Source organism: Leucobacter insecticola, from assembly GCF_011382965.1.
GTDB classification, from domain to species: domain Bacteria; phylum Actinomycetota; class Actinomycetes; order Actinomycetales; family Microbacteriaceae; genus Leucobacter; species Leucobacter insecticola.
This window is the reverse complement of sequence record NZ_CP049934.1, coordinates 54,126-70,380: the sequence shown is the minus strand read 5'-3', so window position 1 is coordinate 70,380 and position 16,255 is coordinate 54,126. Positions and strand designations below refer to the sequence as shown.

The 16,255-nt window shown below is 61.2% G+C and carries 14 protein-coding genes and 1 tRNA gene; 9 read left to right on the top strand and 6 right to left on the bottom strand.

Features of this window, described 5'->3' with window-relative positions:
* The first annotated feature begins 205 nt into the window (after positions 1 to 205).
* From G7067_RS00320 to G7067_RS00280, 9 genes are all read left to right on the top strand, one after another.
* A complete protein-coding gene (locus tag G7067_RS00320) occupies positions 206 to 1,981 on the top strand; it encodes a hypothetical protein (protein WP_166321184.1) in 1,776 nt (591 codons plus the stop codon).
* A gap of 26 nt (positions 1,982 to 2,007) precedes the next feature.
* Positions 2,008 to 2,778, top strand: a complete 771-nt coding sequence (locus G7067_RS13880) for a helix-turn-helix transcriptional regulator (protein WP_166321182.1) — start codon at positions 2,008 to 2,010, stop codon at positions 2,776 to 2,778.
* Between the two features lie 178 nt (positions 2,779 to 2,956).
* On the top strand, positions 2,957 to 5,758 hold the full coding sequence (locus G7067_RS00310) for a hypothetical protein (RefSeq protein WP_166321180.1): 2,802 nt from the start codon (positions 2,957 to 2,959) through the stop codon (positions 5,756 to 5,758).
* A gap of 130 nt (positions 5,759 to 5,888) precedes the next feature.
* Positions 5,889 to 6,446 carry a hypothetical protein gene (locus G7067_RS00305; protein WP_166321178.1) on the top strand — a complete coding sequence of 186 codons (558 nt, stop codon included), beginning with the start codon at positions 5,889 to 5,891 and terminating at the stop codon, positions 6,444 to 6,446.
* Positions 6,446 to 7,351: a hypothetical protein gene (locus G7067_RS00300; RefSeq protein WP_166321176.1), complete on the top strand. Its 906-nt coding sequence runs from the start codon at positions 6,446 to 6,448 to the stop codon at positions 7,349 to 7,351. Before G7067_RS00305 ends, G7067_RS00300 begins: the two co-directional genes overlap by 1 nt.
* Positions 7,338 to 7,685 carry a SipW-dependent-type signal peptide-containing protein gene (locus G7067_RS00295; protein WP_166321174.1) on the top strand — a complete coding sequence of 116 codons (348 nt, stop codon included), beginning with the start codon at positions 7,338 to 7,340 and terminating at the stop codon, positions 7,683 to 7,685. The genes G7067_RS00300 and G7067_RS00295 overlap by 14 nt, the downstream gene beginning before the upstream one ends.
* A complete protein-coding gene (locus G7067_RS00290) occupies positions 7,682 to 8,167 on the top strand; it encodes a hypothetical protein (RefSeq protein ID WP_166321172.1) in 486 nt (161 codons plus the stop codon). Before G7067_RS00295 ends, G7067_RS00290 begins: the two co-directional genes overlap by 4 nt.
* 368 nt (positions 8,168 to 8,535) lie before the next feature.
* Positions 8,536 to 9,342: a signal peptidase I gene (locus tag G7067_RS00285; protein ID WP_166321170.1), complete on the top strand. Its 807-nt coding sequence runs from the start codon at positions 8,536 to 8,538 to the stop codon at positions 9,340 to 9,342.
* A 2-nt stretch (positions 9,343 to 9,344) separates the two neighbouring features.
* On the top strand, positions 9,345 to 10,241 hold the full coding sequence (locus G7067_RS00280) for a hypothetical protein (protein WP_166321168.1): 897 nt from the start codon (positions 9,345 to 9,347) through the stop codon (positions 10,239 to 10,241).
* A 638-nt stretch (positions 10,242 to 10,879) separates the two neighbouring features.
* On the opposite strand, the gene G7067_RS00275 is transcribed toward G7067_RS00280, so the two are convergent.
* From G7067_RS00275 to G7067_RS00250, 6 genes are all read right to left on the bottom strand, one after another.
* Positions 10,880 to 11,695, bottom strand: a complete 816-nt coding sequence (locus G7067_RS00275; protein ID WP_166321166.1) for a leucine-rich repeat domain-containing protein — start codon at positions 11,693 to 11,695, stop codon at positions 10,880 to 10,882.
* A 61-nt stretch (positions 11,696 to 11,756) separates the two neighbouring features.
* On the bottom strand, positions 11,757 to 12,167 hold the full coding sequence (locus G7067_RS00270) for an alpha/beta fold hydrolase (RefSeq protein ID WP_166321164.1): 411 nt from the start codon (positions 12,165 to 12,167) through the stop codon (positions 11,757 to 11,759).
* A 753-nt stretch (positions 12,168 to 12,920) separates the two neighbouring features.
* A complete protein-coding gene (locus tag G7067_RS00265; RefSeq protein ID WP_166321162.1) occupies positions 12,921 to 13,580 on the bottom strand; it encodes a hypothetical protein in 660 nt (219 codons plus the stop codon).
* Between the two features lie 145 nt (positions 13,581 to 13,725).
* A tRNA-Pro gene (locus G7067_RS00260) sits at positions 13,726 to 13,799 on the bottom strand.
* Between the two features lie 359 nt (positions 13,800 to 14,158).
* Positions 14,159 to 15,340, bottom strand: a complete 1,182-nt coding sequence (locus G7067_RS00255) for an AlbA family DNA-binding domain-containing protein (RefSeq protein WP_166321160.1) — start codon at positions 15,338 to 15,340, stop codon at positions 14,159 to 14,161.
* Positions 15,341 to 15,349: 9 nt separating this feature from the next.
* On the bottom strand, positions 15,350 to 16,066 hold the full coding sequence (locus G7067_RS00250; protein ID WP_166321158.1) for a hypothetical protein: 717 nt from the start codon (positions 16,064 to 16,066) through the stop codon (positions 15,350 to 15,352).
* Positions 16,067 to 16,255: the final 189 nt, after the last annotated feature.

Sequence of the window (16,255 nt, the reverse complement as noted above, 5' to 3'; positions counted from 1 at the left end):
GCCCAGAGGGTGCTCAAGCTGCGGGGGTAGACTGCACGGCAAGATTGTGTCGTCCGGACGAGGGGTCCGGCACGCGGCGACTGTGCGGATACATCGTGGGGGAGATATCCGGAACCGCCGCACGCAGCTCTGATGCTGCCTGCGTTCCTGCTGTGCATGGCCGGAGCTGGCGTCGCGATCGATACCAAACTTGGAGGCGACAGTAATGGTTGACGGTGTAATTCAGGAACGAACCGGGCTGGTGAATCGAGTCGCGGAGTATTTGCGGTCGGGTTTCGACGTGAACGTCGTCTCACCCCCTGGTAACGGGGGCTCGTGGTTTCTGCGGTCTCTTCAGGCGAGCCTTGAGGAGAGCGGCGCCGAGGTGGTGTTTCTTCCGCGCACGGGCGAGCAGAATTCGATCCCCAGCGCCTTTAGCCAGTTCTTGGTGGGCGAGGATCCTGCGGGGAATCGTCAGCTCGCCAATTCGCGCGCTCTATCGACCGGGTCTGCCGTGTCACGGCTGGTCCGCACGGTGGGAAACAAGGCGCTGGTGCTGATCGCGGAGAGCCCGCAGACGCTGACGCCCGCGCTGCGTTCCCTGCTGACGATGTACCGGCAGCAGGCGAGAGTGAACGTAATCGCGCTGTCGCCTCAGGCTCAGCCGCGCCTCCTCGAAGACAGTTCGGTGATCCTGGTCACCCTGCCGACGCTGTCGCTTGAGACCCTGCGCACCACCCTGCACGCGAAACTGGGGGCTCCGATCAACGCGGCAACGCTCGGTCGGGTCTACGCGAAATCCGGCGGACTCATCGCGCTTGCGGTGGCGATCTGCGAGACGGCCCGGATCGAGGGCAGGCTGCAGTTTTCCGACGGTGAGTGGTGCGCAAAGGACAATCTCTGGAGTGACGCGCTGATCCCCCTCATGATGCGCTACACCGAGCAGCTTGAGTTGGACGAGATGCAGGGGCTTGAAACACTCGCAGAGGCCGGTGTGATTGATGCCTGCGATGCCGAGCGTTTCATCGGTGACGCGACCCTCGACCGGCTGGAGCGACGCGGGATCGTGGTGATCCACCACTCTCAAAACCGCAGGTGGATGTCGATCAATCCGCCGTTGCTCCAAGAAATGCTCACACACACGACCACACAGACGCGGCAGGGTCTTCCCGGAACCGCGGAGACGCCGTCACCGGTGCTCGAACCCCGTGCCGCGCAGCCGGCTCGCTACCGCACCCGCACCCGCATCGCGCCACTCGCCCCGTCGTTCCTGAGTCTGCTTGCGAGAAACCGGCGGGTCGAGATGGAAGATGCGGCGACCGCGTTTCAGGATCAAGCAAGCCGCGAGAATGCGCTGCGGTACACGATGGCCCTCGTTGACGAGCGGGCGGATCCACTTGAGATCCTGACGGTGATTGCCGCGGGTGAAGCGGCGACAGGATCCGACTACCACCTGGCCGAGTTGATTCGCTGGAAGGCCTGGCTTCTCGCCTACTGCCTCGGAGACCTTGCACGCGCCGAGAGCGTCCTGACTGATCCCGGCGTTCCGGCCGCCTATCGGCAGATGCTGACAGCGACCCGCATCGAGATGCTGGTTGACCTGGCGCAGATCCCGAGCGATGCCGTTGAGGTGTTGCAGCTCGAAGCGGACGCGCCGGAGGAAGCCGTTCCGGTGATCTGTCATGCGCTCGCCGTGGTGCACCTGGTGCAGGGGCAGCCGGAGCTCGCGGCGGCGGCTCTGGATCATATTGTGCTCGGCTCGGACGAGGACGTTGACCACATTCGAGACGTGCTCTCTGGGTTCGTCGCGCTGCTTCTCGGGGAGTTCGATCGCGCCTTCGAGATCGCCTGCCGCGGCTTCGAACGCGCAAAGAGCGAGCTCGACGAGGCTGCACTGCGCGAGCACACGCATCTTCTGACGCTGCTGCTCATGGTGCGCGGACGGCGCGAGGAGATCATGCATCTTCGCGAACTCTTTGACGCGCTCGGGGGCCGCCGCTGATTCCGCGAACCGACTATCTGGGGGCGATGATCTTCGCGATCACCTCCGCGCGGAGCACCGCTGAGGTGCAGCGGCTGATCGATGAGGTCGCCAGGCTGCGGCTTCCCGGCGGAGTGATGCGGCGAATCTATCAGGACTGGGGCAGGGCGCGTATCGCGGCGATTACCGGGGAACTCGAGGAGGCAGCGCAGGCCTGCTGGACAAGCGCGCTCACGCTGCACCAGCACGGTGTGGTCGCGACGGCGATCCTCAGCGGCGCCCGCTCGCTGGATCTGTGCTTCGACGAAGAACGACTCCGCGTCATGGAGTCATGGGTGGCAACGGTGCAGAGCGATTTCCTCACCGCTTACTTTGACTTTGTGGTGGCCCGCGAGAGCGCAGACGTCGAAGCTCTCATTGCGCTCCTGCCCCGACTGGGCCGCACCGGCAGGGTCGAACAAACCGTGCGCGCTTGTGAAGAGGTCGTTCGCCTGCTGCGTCGTGCGGGGGAGGATGAGAGGGCGAGCAGCTTTGAGCACGAGGGGGCGATGTTCATCGAATCCCTCGAGCCCGGGGTGCACGAAACGGGTCACAGCGAATCCGTGGTGACTCGTCTCACCGATCGAGAGCGAGAAGTTGCTGAGCTGTTGGTGCAGGGCCTGACCAGTCAGGAGATCCACCGGCACCTCTCCATCAGTGTCCGCACCGTCGAGAACCACGTGCACAACATCAAGTCCAAGCTGGGGGTGTCGAAACGTGGTGAAGCGATTGAGTGGCTTCGTATCGGACTCACAGCCGGGGACATTAGCCTGCCGTGAAACTGCAAACTGAGGCCCTGAACTACTCAGTTTTGTTGCAGAACTACCCAGTTGCCCCGCGGCGCCTCTGAGTCGCGCCTAGCCTCGGCTGTATCGAAGAGATCGACACAGCAAACGAGGGGGAGTGGCGATGAAGCGGGGCAGAGGCTCGCATGCAGATGTGACACTACGGGGCGTCTTGCGTTCGGCATGGCGGCACTACCGGGGCCGCCTGATCGCGGCTGCGACTGTGGCCTGCGCCCTTGTTGCGGGATCGCTCGTCATGGTCAGCGCGGCGCAGGCAGTGAGCTACACCTTTGTGGTCGACTCGCTCGACGGGACGGCGAACGCTCGCAGTATCAACGCGAATGGTGGCGTCTGTAAGGCCGTGTCGGGCGGGTGCACGCTGCGCGCGGCCATCGAGACCTCGAATGCGCTGAACCTGCCGAAGGGTCAGGTCACGATCACGGTGGCCGACTGGCTCAACGGAAACATCAATCCGACGAACTCGGCCTCAGCTCGGATGGAAAACAGCGTTATCAGCTCCTTCGACTACGGCGCTCATTTTGCGGTGACCGCGCCCGTGAAAATTGACCTGAAGAATCAGGTGTCAATCGTGTCGTCCGTCGACACGATCACCGCAATCTTCTATGTCAACGGTTCTGATGTCGAGCTTCGCAACATGACCCAGATCTTGGCGGGGCGAAGCTCATTCGTGGCTGGCCCCAAATCCAACGGCTTCACCATTGATGGCGGCTCGACTGTTACGAACAAGAACTACTACCCCGAAGCGTTTCTGGTGATTCGCGAGGGAGCGAAGAACACGAGCGTGCGCAACTATCAGCTGCAGGGTTTCTACCCCTCGGGCAACTCCGCGCTGTTCTACGTCAACAACATGACAAACAATTCGAGCATAGCCACAGAGAACCTTGTGGTCGACAACGTCGACATCACCTACACCTCTGGCGGACAGTGCAACGCGTGGGACGGCTCGGGTTGCCGCACGCACATCCTCCGTTTCTACCCGCAGAACCAGAATACGGAGCTCAAAGGATTCACCTTCAAAGACTCGTTCGTTTCGAACCTGACGAACCAGGATGCGTTCCCGTTCTCCTCGAACGGCACCTACTCGGGAAGCGTGAGAGCCTCCGACATCAACATTTCGGGCAACGATTTCATCAACGTTCAGGGCAATGGCGGAGCCTGGTATCAGGCATTTATCTCGCTCCCCTTTGGACCGATCAACGGCACCAACGTCATCGAGAACAATCAGATCGTGCGTGCCGCCGGCGGTCAACCCTACGCGGTGACCTGGGGCGGTGACACGCTGTCGGGGCAGCCCGCAGGCGGCGGCACGCTCCGTATTTCGAACAACTATTTCAACGGCTACAACGCCAACTCGATCTTTCTCAGCAACACGGGTGACGTCACCGTCGAGAAGAACACGTTTGGAGCTCGCTCGGTGAGCCAGGGACGCCCGGCGATCGCGGAAGAGAGCTACGCGGGGTCTGGCACGATGCTCGCCAACTCAGCCAACGCAAACGGCCGCGTGCGGACTTGGTATCCCTCCGCCGACGCGAAGGTCCTGACCGAGGACGCGCCGGAGGGTGCCGCGCAGGTGGACTCGCCGCTGGCCGAAGACATCCCCGTGTGTGTCGCGACCGTGCCCGTGCAGGCTCCCACCGAAGGGCCCTTCCCCGCAGATACCGTCGACCTCGACGTGTACTGGACACAGGATCGCACTGCCGAAATCTATCTCGGTCGCGCGTCTGAGATAACCGGGAAATCGGGCACGCTGATCCTGAACCTACCCGTGGGCGAACAAAGCTTCCCCTCCACCGTTGTCGGTCAGAGCGACAAGGCGACGATCGTTGACGCGCAGACGGGTGCCGCGAAGGGGTACATCCGTGTGCAGACGATCGCCTCGGAGTCGGGGCAGTCGTCACAGTACTCGCGCATCGTCGGCATCAGCGGCAGTTGCAGGCCCGAGATCACGATCAACCAGGCTCAGGATCAGAACGACCCGACCCTCGCCAGGGACCTGCACTACACGGTGACCTCGTCGGTGCCCTTGCGGCCAGAGTCGGTGCTCCCGGCGGTCGATATCAGCGCGGCTGCTGTCGCCGAGACGATTGATGCGGACCGGCTGAACCCGCGCAACATTTCGGCGGAACCGGTGCCAGGCAGCGCGAACCGTGAGTTTACGGTGATCGCCCGTGTCGATGATTCCGCGACCGTTCAGCTGGGGATCGCCGCTGAGAAGGTGCGCAGCACCGGCGGATTGACGAACCGTGATCCTGCGGCAAGCGTTGACCCCTCCGTGACCTTCCACAACCCGGTGCGGTTGAGCCCGAAATCGTTCACCCTGGTGGCCGGTGAGCCGAGCGGTAAGGACTACCGGTTCAAGATCACCGCGGGCGCTCCGGATCCCACGGCGGATCTGAACTTCGAAGCCACCGGCGACGAAGCCACCGTCACCAATAAGGTCTCGCTGTCGACGAACAGCCCTGTCGTGAAAGCCGGGGAAACGCAGTCGAACAAGGTTCGTGTGACCGCCGAAGCCTCAGAGGTGGAGGCGAACACTCCGGCAGTGTTTGCGCACACGGTGAGCTCCACGGACACGAACTACGACGGACTCGTGGTTGACTCGCTCCTCGTGCGGCTGTTCTCGGTGGACCCGTCGATCTCCATCACGAAGCGCGCCTTCGTGAGCGTCTCAGATTCCTCGTCCCCGGAAAGCATTATGGCGACGGGAACGGAAGCACTGAAGGGTGAACGCCTAACCGACGCGCAGCCAGTCTGCTTCGTGTACACCGTCACCAATACCTCGCGTGATGCGTGGGAGACGATCCTCAGCGACGTCACCGTCACCGACAGTGACACACGTCTCGGCGAAGGCGGCATCATCGGTGTGGTCCCAACGCTGCCGGTGGGGGAGAGTGTGATGCTTTCGGCGTGCAGCGTGCTGATCCCGGTTGATACGACCGTGGAGGGTCCCTGATGCGGGAGCGGAGGCGGCGGCAGGTCCCCGCGAACCCGCTGCGCCGTATGAGTTACCGCAACAAGCTGATCGCGAGTTCCATCCTCGCCGGTGTGGGCGTGCTCTCGGCGGCCACGCTCGCTGCGGCGCTGTGGGGGCGAATACCTCGTTCGTGGGCGGCCGTGTCACCGCGGGCGACCTCAACCTCGTCTATGGCGAAGGATCCTGGACCCAGATCACGCCCGGAGTTACGCAGCCTGCCTCGGGCGCCCTGGCGGACGGCACTGACGGTTTCGTGACGATGCCGGGAGATGTCATCGAGATCCGGATCCCGATCACCACCACCCTGCGCGGTGACAACCTGAACGCCAAACTTCTCGTCAGCGCAGGATCCGGTGCGGACAAGGACATCGCCGATGGTGTGATCGCGGCGAGCTACCGCGTTGAAAACCAGGCGGGTGAGCAGGCAGCACCCGAGGCCGGCGAAGCCGAGCTGGGAGAAACTGTGGATGTGCGCGGCCTCGTGAGCAGCAACGATGGTGTCACCGCACAGTGGCAGGTGGTGGTGACCGTTAAGGTAACCGCCGACTACCGCTGGACCGATGCTGAGCCGATGCTCGATCTGCGCCAGTGGGTCATGGGCGGCGTCAACATCAGTCTTGAGCAGGTGCGCGAGGGCCCGGGATTTACCGAAGCGGGTGATGCGTGATGAAACGCTCGACCAGACTCGTGATGATCACGGGCGCGGTCGCTGCGCTCACCGGGATCGCCGTCGTTGCGAGCGCCCTGTGGAGTGCGCGCACCGACGTCGCGGTGCCCAGTTTCAAGCTCGGGGTTGTCCGGTTTTCTGCCGCGGTCGCCAAGGATGAGTCAAGCCGACAGATCTCCCAGAACGGCGCGGCGGTGTCAGTCACCCTGCCCGGTTCGAAAGTGATCGAGGTGCTTGAGCAGACGGCGATCGATGCTGAACCCGTGATTTGGCGATTTACTGCGAGCGGGACGGCGCTCGGCATCACCGGGCTGAACTACGACGTTGCGGTGACGGAGCAACGCACTCAGGACGGGTCGCACGATCTGAGTAACGGGATCGCTCAGCCCGACACGGTGCTGGAACGATCCACGCTCAAGGTGTATCGCGCCGCCGCGGGTGGCGACTGCTCAGCGGTCCCGGCGACACCGGAGCTTGGCGAGGGCGAAACACCCAAGAATGTTTACCTCTTTGGCGCCGAAGACGCGGTGCTGCAGGAGCCCGGTGCCGCCCTCGACGGCCAAGAAACCGAGCAGGAATGGTGCGTCGCCCTGAACTGGAACAGTGTGCCTGACGGCCGCTACGTCAACTCTGTGCAGGCTCTCGCCACCGCAGAAGACGGCAGCCAGAACGGTGCGACGGATGCCTGGCACGTTGCCGTCGGCTATCCGCCCGCGCTTGAGCGCCTGGGCGTCTACCGCAACAAGGCGCTCGCCGAGGCCACCGCTGAAGATCTCAGCGAGGCGCGCGCGCACAGCGAGTGGTCCGCCGATATTTACCCGGATCCGTCCGGGGAGCCCGATGTTGTGCTCACACTGACCCCGACCATCACCAACATGAATGAGGAGAAAAATGGAACACCTTGACAACGATCAGATCGTGGTCGTCACCGAAGAGAAGCGCCGCCGCAAGGGGCTGATCTGGGTTGCTGCTGGTGCGGCCGCACTGTTGGCCGGCGGCTCGACCTTCGCGCTATGGTCGGCAAACGACGTATTCTCGGGCGGAACGATCACCGCCGGTGACCTGAACATCACGACGAAGAACGACACCACGTTCTGGGACGTTTCCGGCGACCGCGCCGACGCGACCGAGACCGTTGGCAACACCGATGGTTCGCAGAAGGGTCACCAGATCACCGACGTGAACACCTGGCGGATCGCCCCGGTGACAAGCTTGCGGCGTCGTTCGAGGCGGACGTGACACTCGACGGTGACAACCTTGTCGCACGCGTCGGTATCGACGGCCTCGACAAGCTCTCCTCCGCGATCACGGGCATGAACTACAGCTACGAGATCTACTACGGCAACAAGTTGCTCGTCACCGAGACGAAGCTGCCCGAGGTCGCCGATGCGCCGCTGCTCTACCTCTCGGCCACGGCCGACGGACAGGCTGCGGGCCTCGAGGATCACACCCACGGCGTCCTCGGCGACGCTCCGGCAGTCGGCGGAGTCGAAGCTCAGAAGGCTGTTTTTGGCATGCCGACGATCAACGAGCAGCTCAACGTCGTCATCTACGCATCCTTCTACCAGAAGACCGATGAGGAGTACGCGAACGGCGACTTCGGCTACAAGCCTGGCGACGTCACCGTGACCGAGCGCACCGATGTCACCGCAGCTGATGTGCTGTCGGAAATGAAGGTTTCGCTCTCGCAGGTGCGTGACACCGGCAAGCAGTTCAAGTAGGACGGTCGCGCCGGTAGGTGACGATGCCCGCCGTCAGGCGTTAGCGTCCGCCGATTGAGCGAGCCGCAGGCGAGTCGAAATCAAGCACTCCAAGTGTTGTGTATGACACACCTGCCGGCGCAACCGTTTACTCAGACTTCTGGGGCAACCCCCCTCAAGACCCCAGAAGATGATGTCGCGCTTGTCGCGGTATCACCCCGGGGGTACCGTCCCCTAACGGTACCCCCTCCCACGAGCCCCCGCCGGGTGAGCGAGCCCCGCCGGTTGACCAAGCCAGCGAGTTGAAACCCCAGTGCACAGAGAGCGCAAGAAATATGAGTAGTGAGCGACAGCCGCGCCGCAGCAGGGCGCGCTCACGCGCTCGCAGCGTGAGTCACTGGGCGGACTCACCCTGGCAGATCATCGGGCGCGCCGTCGGGGCGGCATTTGCGATCGTCGTTGTTGCAGTGCTGCTCGCGTTGGTTGTCGTGCCCAGGCTCATGGGCGGCGATTCTCTGACGGTGCTCTCGGGTTCGATGGAACCGACCTTCTCACCCGGCGACGTTGTCGTGGTCAAGGGGGTCCAGGAGACCGAGGTTTGTGACACTGTTTCGGTCGGCAGTATCGTCACGTATTTTCCGGAGCCTAACGATCCGACGCTGATCACGCACCGCGTGGTTGCGAAGACCATCGGCGACTTTGACGATCAGACGCGTTGCCGACTCATCACCCAGGGCGATGCCAACAGCGCCGTCGACGATCCCGTTTCGCCTGCGCAGCTGCGGGGCGTGTTTATGTACGGTGTACCCAAACTCGGCTGGGCGCGGCAGTGGGTGGGCGAGAACCAGATGCTCGCGCTCGGCGCTGTGGTCGTGGTTCTGTTGGTGGCTGCCGGGTGGGGCGCAACGCGTAAACCACGCACCACCGTCATTACGGCACCGAGGCGCTCGCCGCAGCCTGGACAAGCTGCACAGGCGTCGGGCGTCGCAGGATCTGGTGCCTCAGGATCCGGGCGCGATAGCGAGTTGTTTGCCAGAGAGTTGCAGTTGCGTGAGCGCGAACTGGAACTGCGCGAGCGGGAGCTCGCCCACGCGATTGCCAGCTCAGAGGCGCAGGCTGCGGGGCCAGCGCACGGACACCTTGCCGTCGATCCTTCGACCCTCGACGAGCCCGTCGGTCAGAGAACAGAGGACTGAACATGCCAACGAATGTGCACACGAGGAGCCAAGATCCGCGGACGGTGGTGCTCGCTGCCACGGGTGGGATCTCCCGGCAGGCGCGCCTCGTCGCGTGGGCACTCACCCTGGTGGTCTTGCTGCTCGGAGCGGTGGCGCTCGCGGCGGCCGGAGCGCTGCCGATCCTGGCCGATACGTCCAACATCGCGGCCTCGGAGGTGGGGCGCGTGGAACAGCCAGGCGCTCAGCCCGGGATCCGCTCCGGCTCCGAACGGGTGTCCGCGCTTGATCCCCAGCGCGACGGCCCCGCAACCATCGAAGCGCACTGGGGAGATGATGCGTTGCACCTCGATTGGACGGGGCGCCCTTATGTGACGGCGGAAGCGACCTTCGTGGGGGACCGGGTCATGAGCCCGGGCGACCGCATCGAACACACGCTGGTTGTGGTCAACTCGGGCCCGTCGGAGGCCGCCGCGCAGATTGTGCTGACGCCACGGGTGACGGTGCCCGAACGCGCGCAGAACCTTGAACTTCCCGACGACGTGCTGGTGTTTTGGGACGTCGCAGGGGTGACCGGAACCTCACGCTACGCGGATCTTGCTCGTGACACGGCCGTCGCGATCGCGGAGGTCGCCGTGCCGCGGGGGAGTGAACTTCCGGTGACCGTGGGGGTAGTGATGGGCGCCGAAACGGAGAGTTCGCGTGCGATGCACGAGGCGTCGACCATGCTCGATTTTGGTGTCAGCGTGCGGCTCAGCGGTGCGCAGCAGCCGGGCACTCCGCTCGCGATTACCGGGGCGATGCTGCCGATAGCGCTGGCGCTCATTGCCGTCGTGCTCGTGGTACTGGGGGTGCTTTTCCTGCTCGCCAGGCGCCGCCGGGATCGCGACGAAGAGGTCGTGATCCTCGAGGAGGAGTGATCCCTGACTTCGTCTCAAGCTGTCACGCTTCTGGATCCTCGATCCTTGGCTTACGGGCAGGGAGACGTGCCAACGTTCTGCTGGCCCTCACGAGAGTGCGCTCTATTGGCTCATCGCAAGCGAGGGTGTAGCCGCGGGTCTTCAGCGAACGTACCTTTCACCGTCGAGCTTGCCGTCAGGAACCGCGGGCTCGAAGGTGAAGTGCAGGCTCGGTAAGAGCGAGGCCGAATCCCCCTGCCGAGGTTGCATTTCATCGCCGAGGTTGCGGTAAGGAACTGCACTTTCGCGGCTGAACCGCACTCTCGGCAATGAAGCGCAGTTACGCTAGCAGGGCGCGCCTGCGTGCTGGCGCGCTGCACGAAGAGCCTGCCGTACTTTGCAAATAAAGTGCCCGGGCCTGGATGATGTTCGAATCTCGTCCCGTGCCTTGAAAGCCTTGATTTCACGGGCTAGAGCGGGGTTTCTCATGGCGCGGGTGGATAGGCAGAATACCGTGATTTTGGACTCGTGAGGGTCAGTTGTTGAGGCAGTTCGAAACGCGGTCACCCCAGATGACGTGGTCAGCATGGTTGATCTCTATGAAGCTGGTGCAAGCACCCGAGATGCCGCCTCTGCCGTTCGGATGCACCGTGAGACGGTCACGTGGTCGCGCCCGTGTCGGCCCGTTCCAGTGTCGACAATTTGGCTTCGATTCTGTTGAGGCCGATGTTCCCGCACCCGACAAGGGTGACTTCGCGTAGCCGGGGAAGGTCATTAAGGGCAGTGATGCCGGTAATCTTCTTGCAGTACTGAATGTCCAGGATCTCGAGTTGATGGAGAGCAGCCAGTTCGGAGATGTCGCCCAGGGCGGAGAGGTTTTTCCACCTCAGTGATTCAAGTTGCGGGAGCACGCCGATCCCCGTGACCGACGTGAGTGTTCGCCCACCAAGCAGTCCGAGTCGACGAAGTCCGGCCGGCTCGAGAAGGCGGAAGACCTCCTCGCCGATGGGCACATTTAACAGATTCAGTTCTTCCAGTGGCAGCTCGAGTGCCTGTCGCACATTGTTCAGAGACCTTTGCGGATAGAGGGAGAGCGCCCGGAGTTCGGGGAAGTTCTCGTTCTTGAATCGGAAGGGTTCGCCGACGTAGAGGGTCTGCAGCTTCGGCACCACTACGTCTGGCCACACCAGGGTCCGCTCGCTGATGTTCACGGAGAGTTCTTCTAAGCTTTCGGGGAGATCGCCTTGCCGCAGTTGCGTGATGACGCTGGGAAGGACCCACCCCGACACGAGCCGGAGGGCTTTGAGCCCCGTCATCGCTGTGATGATCTTCGGGAGGCGGTCGATAGGGCTGCCGATTGGGGCCCACAGGCGCACGTTGGTGATGCTCGACAACTGCTCGGTGTCATAGGGCTGGTCGTAGAACACCAGGTCACTGCCCGACCCGACATACTGGTCTTGATGAGTGCTGTGCATCACCAGAGTCCGCTTATTGATGACTTCCTCATCCACTCACCCTGACCTCGTTAAATGTGGTTCACAACACCGCCCAGATTACCTCCTGAGTTGACTGCTCTGAGGTGTTTTTACGGGCTGTGAACGCGAGAACGTTGAATTCATTCGGGGAAAGACTTGATGGGTATGAGATCTCGTCCGCGGGTGAGACCAGTATCAAGGACCGTGTCATGCACAGGCATGCCATTGCGCGGCCGAACACCGCTCCCTGCGAGTTGGCAACCACAGGAATCCTCGCGCCCGACTCACCGAGCACCCCATCGACGAACGCCCGATAGTCAGCAGCCGTCGAGGCTACAGTGCGTCCCTCAGCATGCGTGGATCCGCCCATCCCCGGCCGATCCATCGTCAACAGACGCACCCCAAGACCATCAAGCACGTCCTCACCGAATGTCATCGACTTGCCGGTACCCGCACCCGCGATAAAAAGCACTGGTCGCCCATGCTCAGGCCCGACGCCATGAGGACATCCAGCAGGAAGCACAGGTCTGGAGCGAACGCCAAACTGCGAACGGAGCTGACGACAAGCCCTCGACCTCGTTCACTAGGTCGCGGGTTCGAACGTCGAACATTGGGTGCCCCGGCCTGGATGATGTTCGAAACTCGTCCCACGCCCTGAGAACGTTGATTTCTCAAGGCAAACAGCGGTTCTCGCTGACAAGATCAGGACGCCACAACACCGCAATTTCGGACTCGAGAGACCTCATTATTGAGTCAGTTGAGACAGTTCGAAACTCGGTCACACCAGAAGTGGCGGCGGACATGGTTGCCCTCTACAACGCTGGATCGAACACCCGGCAGGTCGCTGCTGCGGTCGGGCTCCACCGTCAGACGGTCATGCGCCATCTCCGAAAAGCAGGATCGACTCGCCAACAAGCTGGACTCGACTCAAGGCAAATGGAACTTGCCCGAAAGCTCTACTTTGACGGCAGTACTCTGGCAGAGCTGAGCGCCATGTTGGGCGTAGCTCCCAGCACCGTGGGACGTTACCTCAAAGCAGATGATGTCATACTGCGACATCGAGGCAAACGATCTGGCCTTGAACGATTGAGCCAAATCGATAGTGCCTGAGTGTGTCTGCATCAATAAGGGATCGCGTCACTCAAGCCATGGTGAACCAAGGCGCTTGTCACGGACAGCGTCGCGGCCCCGTTGTCCGGAGTGGAGGCTGCTTCCTGAGAACTCGTCACCGGCCATGCTGTTTTGACCATTCCCGCAGGTCATTGAAGTTTTCCTCGTCGTCTGATCCGAACCACACAAGACGCTTATCGATGCTGCCACTGACCAGCGCGAGTTGAGTCTCGTCGCCAAAAAAACTTACACCCTCATAGAGATTCGAGGTCAGTGCAAGCGGCACCTTTGATTCGAGTTGCGAGAGGAAATCTTCACTGATATCCCAGAATTCTTCAGTGGTGTATTCGAAACTCATCACTCGCTGCATGTACGCCTGCGCAAGGAGGAACTCGCTCACCGTCTCGCCAGTGGACGACCAGGCCTGAGCATCTTCGGATATCTCCACGATCGGGTCGACCTCGGACGTCTGGTCGGGCGCGATTCCCCAACCCAACGCCCACTGGTTCTCCACGTAGAAAACCAGGTGATCGGTGTCCGGGACATCTTTCATCTTGTGATAACCGAAAGGAATACTGTCAGGTAAAATCAGCGCGTCTTGAGTTTCATTGAGCTCTCGATGGGTGCCGAAAGTAGAGTAGTAAACCAAAAGCGCCTCGGGGATGTCACCGAATTTTTCTCGCCACGATTCAAGATGAGCGATGTCAATACCCATATCTTCAGGGACACCCCAGAGCGTCCCAATACGCTCATACCTTTCAATATAAATACCCATCTCAATAAGCCTTTTCTTGAAGACTTTACATAAGAAAAGTGTAAACTGTTCTAAACAGGCTCTCGAAAATGGATCTCGAGCAGGGCACCCACCACAGAAACAGCGAAGCCCAAGTGAGAATTAGTACCTCATCTGTGTTCTTCTGTCGGGCTGGCAGGATTTGAACCTGCGACCACTTGACCCCCAGTCAGGTGCGCTACCAAGCTGCGCCACAGCCCGTGGCATAGATATTCAGTTGTTCGGGCCAACCAGGATGGGCTAACCCATTTAACCCCCAGGTACTCCGGAACTGAATTTTCGTTGGTTTCGCGGAAGTTTAGACAGATTTTGAAGTCCGAATCACCTCCTGCAAGGCATGGAATGCATGGTTCTGGTCCCGGTTTGGTCCCGGCTGTTGATAGTCGTCCGGGGTCTCGCCGGGGAGTCGTGAGCCTTAGACCACATCGGTAATTCCGACGCCTACCTATGAGGTGCGCCTCATAGGTGGAAGTTTCAGTTGCAACGCTTTGGGAAGATTTGCGCTTGCGGCGACTTCCAAGAAGTGGCATAGATTCTCTGTGTCGAGTCCCCCAAGGTAATCAGTCCCTTACGAGATCTTCAAATCTTCGAGTCACGCTCTCAGGGTCGTCAAGCTCGTGGTCTAGGTCCGCTTTGAGTGCTGAGCGCAGGTCAGGCAACTCTGGGGCGGCATATGACGGGCTACCGATCCACTCCTCGAGCGTTTGCAACATCGCGCGCCACCACTTCTGGGTTCCGCTCTGCCGACCTTCGGTAGTGCGAGCCTTGAGCACGTCTTCCCACAGCCCTCTCTCCCAGCTACTGTGCACTGCATCGATTGAAATTTCTCTGGTGAGGAGCGCTCGAAGCCGCTGCTCGAGCTGATCGGCCAGCTTTGAATTGTGCATATATGTGTCTACCGTGAAGTTCCACCACACTTTGCGGCGAAGAGTGGCGAGATGAAACGCATGGCCTTCTGACGTCTGGTCGCGGATATCCTCAACGGCAAGTTGGAGACCCTTAACAAGTTGATTGACGTGGCTGACCTCCCATTCGGCACTCATCGCAGAAGCGCTGGCAGAGTCCGCAGAGGACTCCGCTGACCTAGCTGCGTCAGCGGCCGACTCTGCTGTCAGAGTCAAACTTCGGATCGGCTCGGCGATGTTGTCTTCGATCGCCGCGGCCACGTCATCCACCTGGTCGCCAATCGCCCCTACGGCGGAACGAAGCTCATCGCTGGTCTGCCGGAACCGGGCAGCGAAGCTCCCGGCCTCTCGGTCGAGGTAAACACGCAACAACTCGTCATCAGTAAGCGCCCTGGTGGACCGCCCTTGGCGGGTCTGGCGTCGACCTTCATCGTCGAAGTGGGGGGCCATAGTCGGCCGCAGTTCGACCCGCACAAAAGGCATTTCACCCGAGACATTCTCCTCGACGATGAAGGCGTCCACCGGTACCGGGCGAGTCTTGCTCGCGAGATCCTGGATGCGAGCCACCGCCTTGTCGAGCCCTCTCGGCAGTCCGCACGGTTCGCCGCAGACAAGGCCCGTCGCCACATCCTCAATCTCTTTGATGCCCACCAGCAAATGGGCGACCTCTCGTTCTGGATCCAGAGCAACCCAGTTCGCCAAAGCGGCGAGTAGCTTCACAGTCACCGCGTCGATGCTGCTCTTGAACTCGTACCTACCAGACTCTCCAAGGGACAGCATTTGCTGGGCTTGGGAGCTGATTTCTTGATATCGCGACGGCTTTTGACTTTCAGTCATGACGCGTCCCTATCCGAAGTGGAAGGTCCGATATGAACTCCGCACGTTGAAGCGTCGCCCTTCTTTCCGTCGTTGAACAAACCCAGCAATCGTGTCGATGTCATCCGGACGCATACCGAGCGCTCGGCACTTAACGCGCACCTGCTCAATAGTTATCGATGCCCATCGTTCTGGCCTGTTCATCATGTCCGCTTTGAGTTTGTCTTCCTCGTTCCATTTCAGACCTGTTGAGTAGCCTGCCGCCCAGCTCGCGATGTTCTCCAGAATTTCCTCAACACCATTCGGTAGCAGCGCACGAGCTTCCACAGAGTCTTCCTCTGCTGAGGTAGCGCGCTGGAGGGTCTCGTTCTGAAGGAGATGAACTGGCTTGGCGTCCTCAATCCACTCGGCTGTCTCGTTCTCACTCAGTTCGATGACTACAAGTGCATCTGCGTCAACATCCCACAGCTCGTTCAGGTGCTTGCGATCTGGCCAAGCGTGTAGCACACGGCGTCCTGAAAGTGATCCTGTCGAAAGTCCGCGCCAACTGAGGTGCAGCACTCCGGGAGCGGCCACCAATCGCTGAAGACTGTCGCTATCGAAGCGCTTCTGTGGCGTCACCACTACGATAGATCGGCCTGATTGTTCAAGTAGCCACTTGACCGCGCGCCTAATCTGCCGCTCGGACGCCTCACCCTCACCACGTCGCGAGATCGCGACAGGATACTGATAAACGCTTGACGTCATCACTTTTCTCCTTGCTTCGGCCAGTGAGTCTCATGGTACCCACCCGTTACTTTGTTCGTAGCTCCTGATCCGCGAGGATGAGGAGTGAGGCAGCCAGCCGGGGCCGGCATGATTGTTGCCCCCTGTCGTACCAATGATCTGGGGGGTGTTGTCACCGACCTCCGGTCTGGCGGTCGGTGATCGCTGATA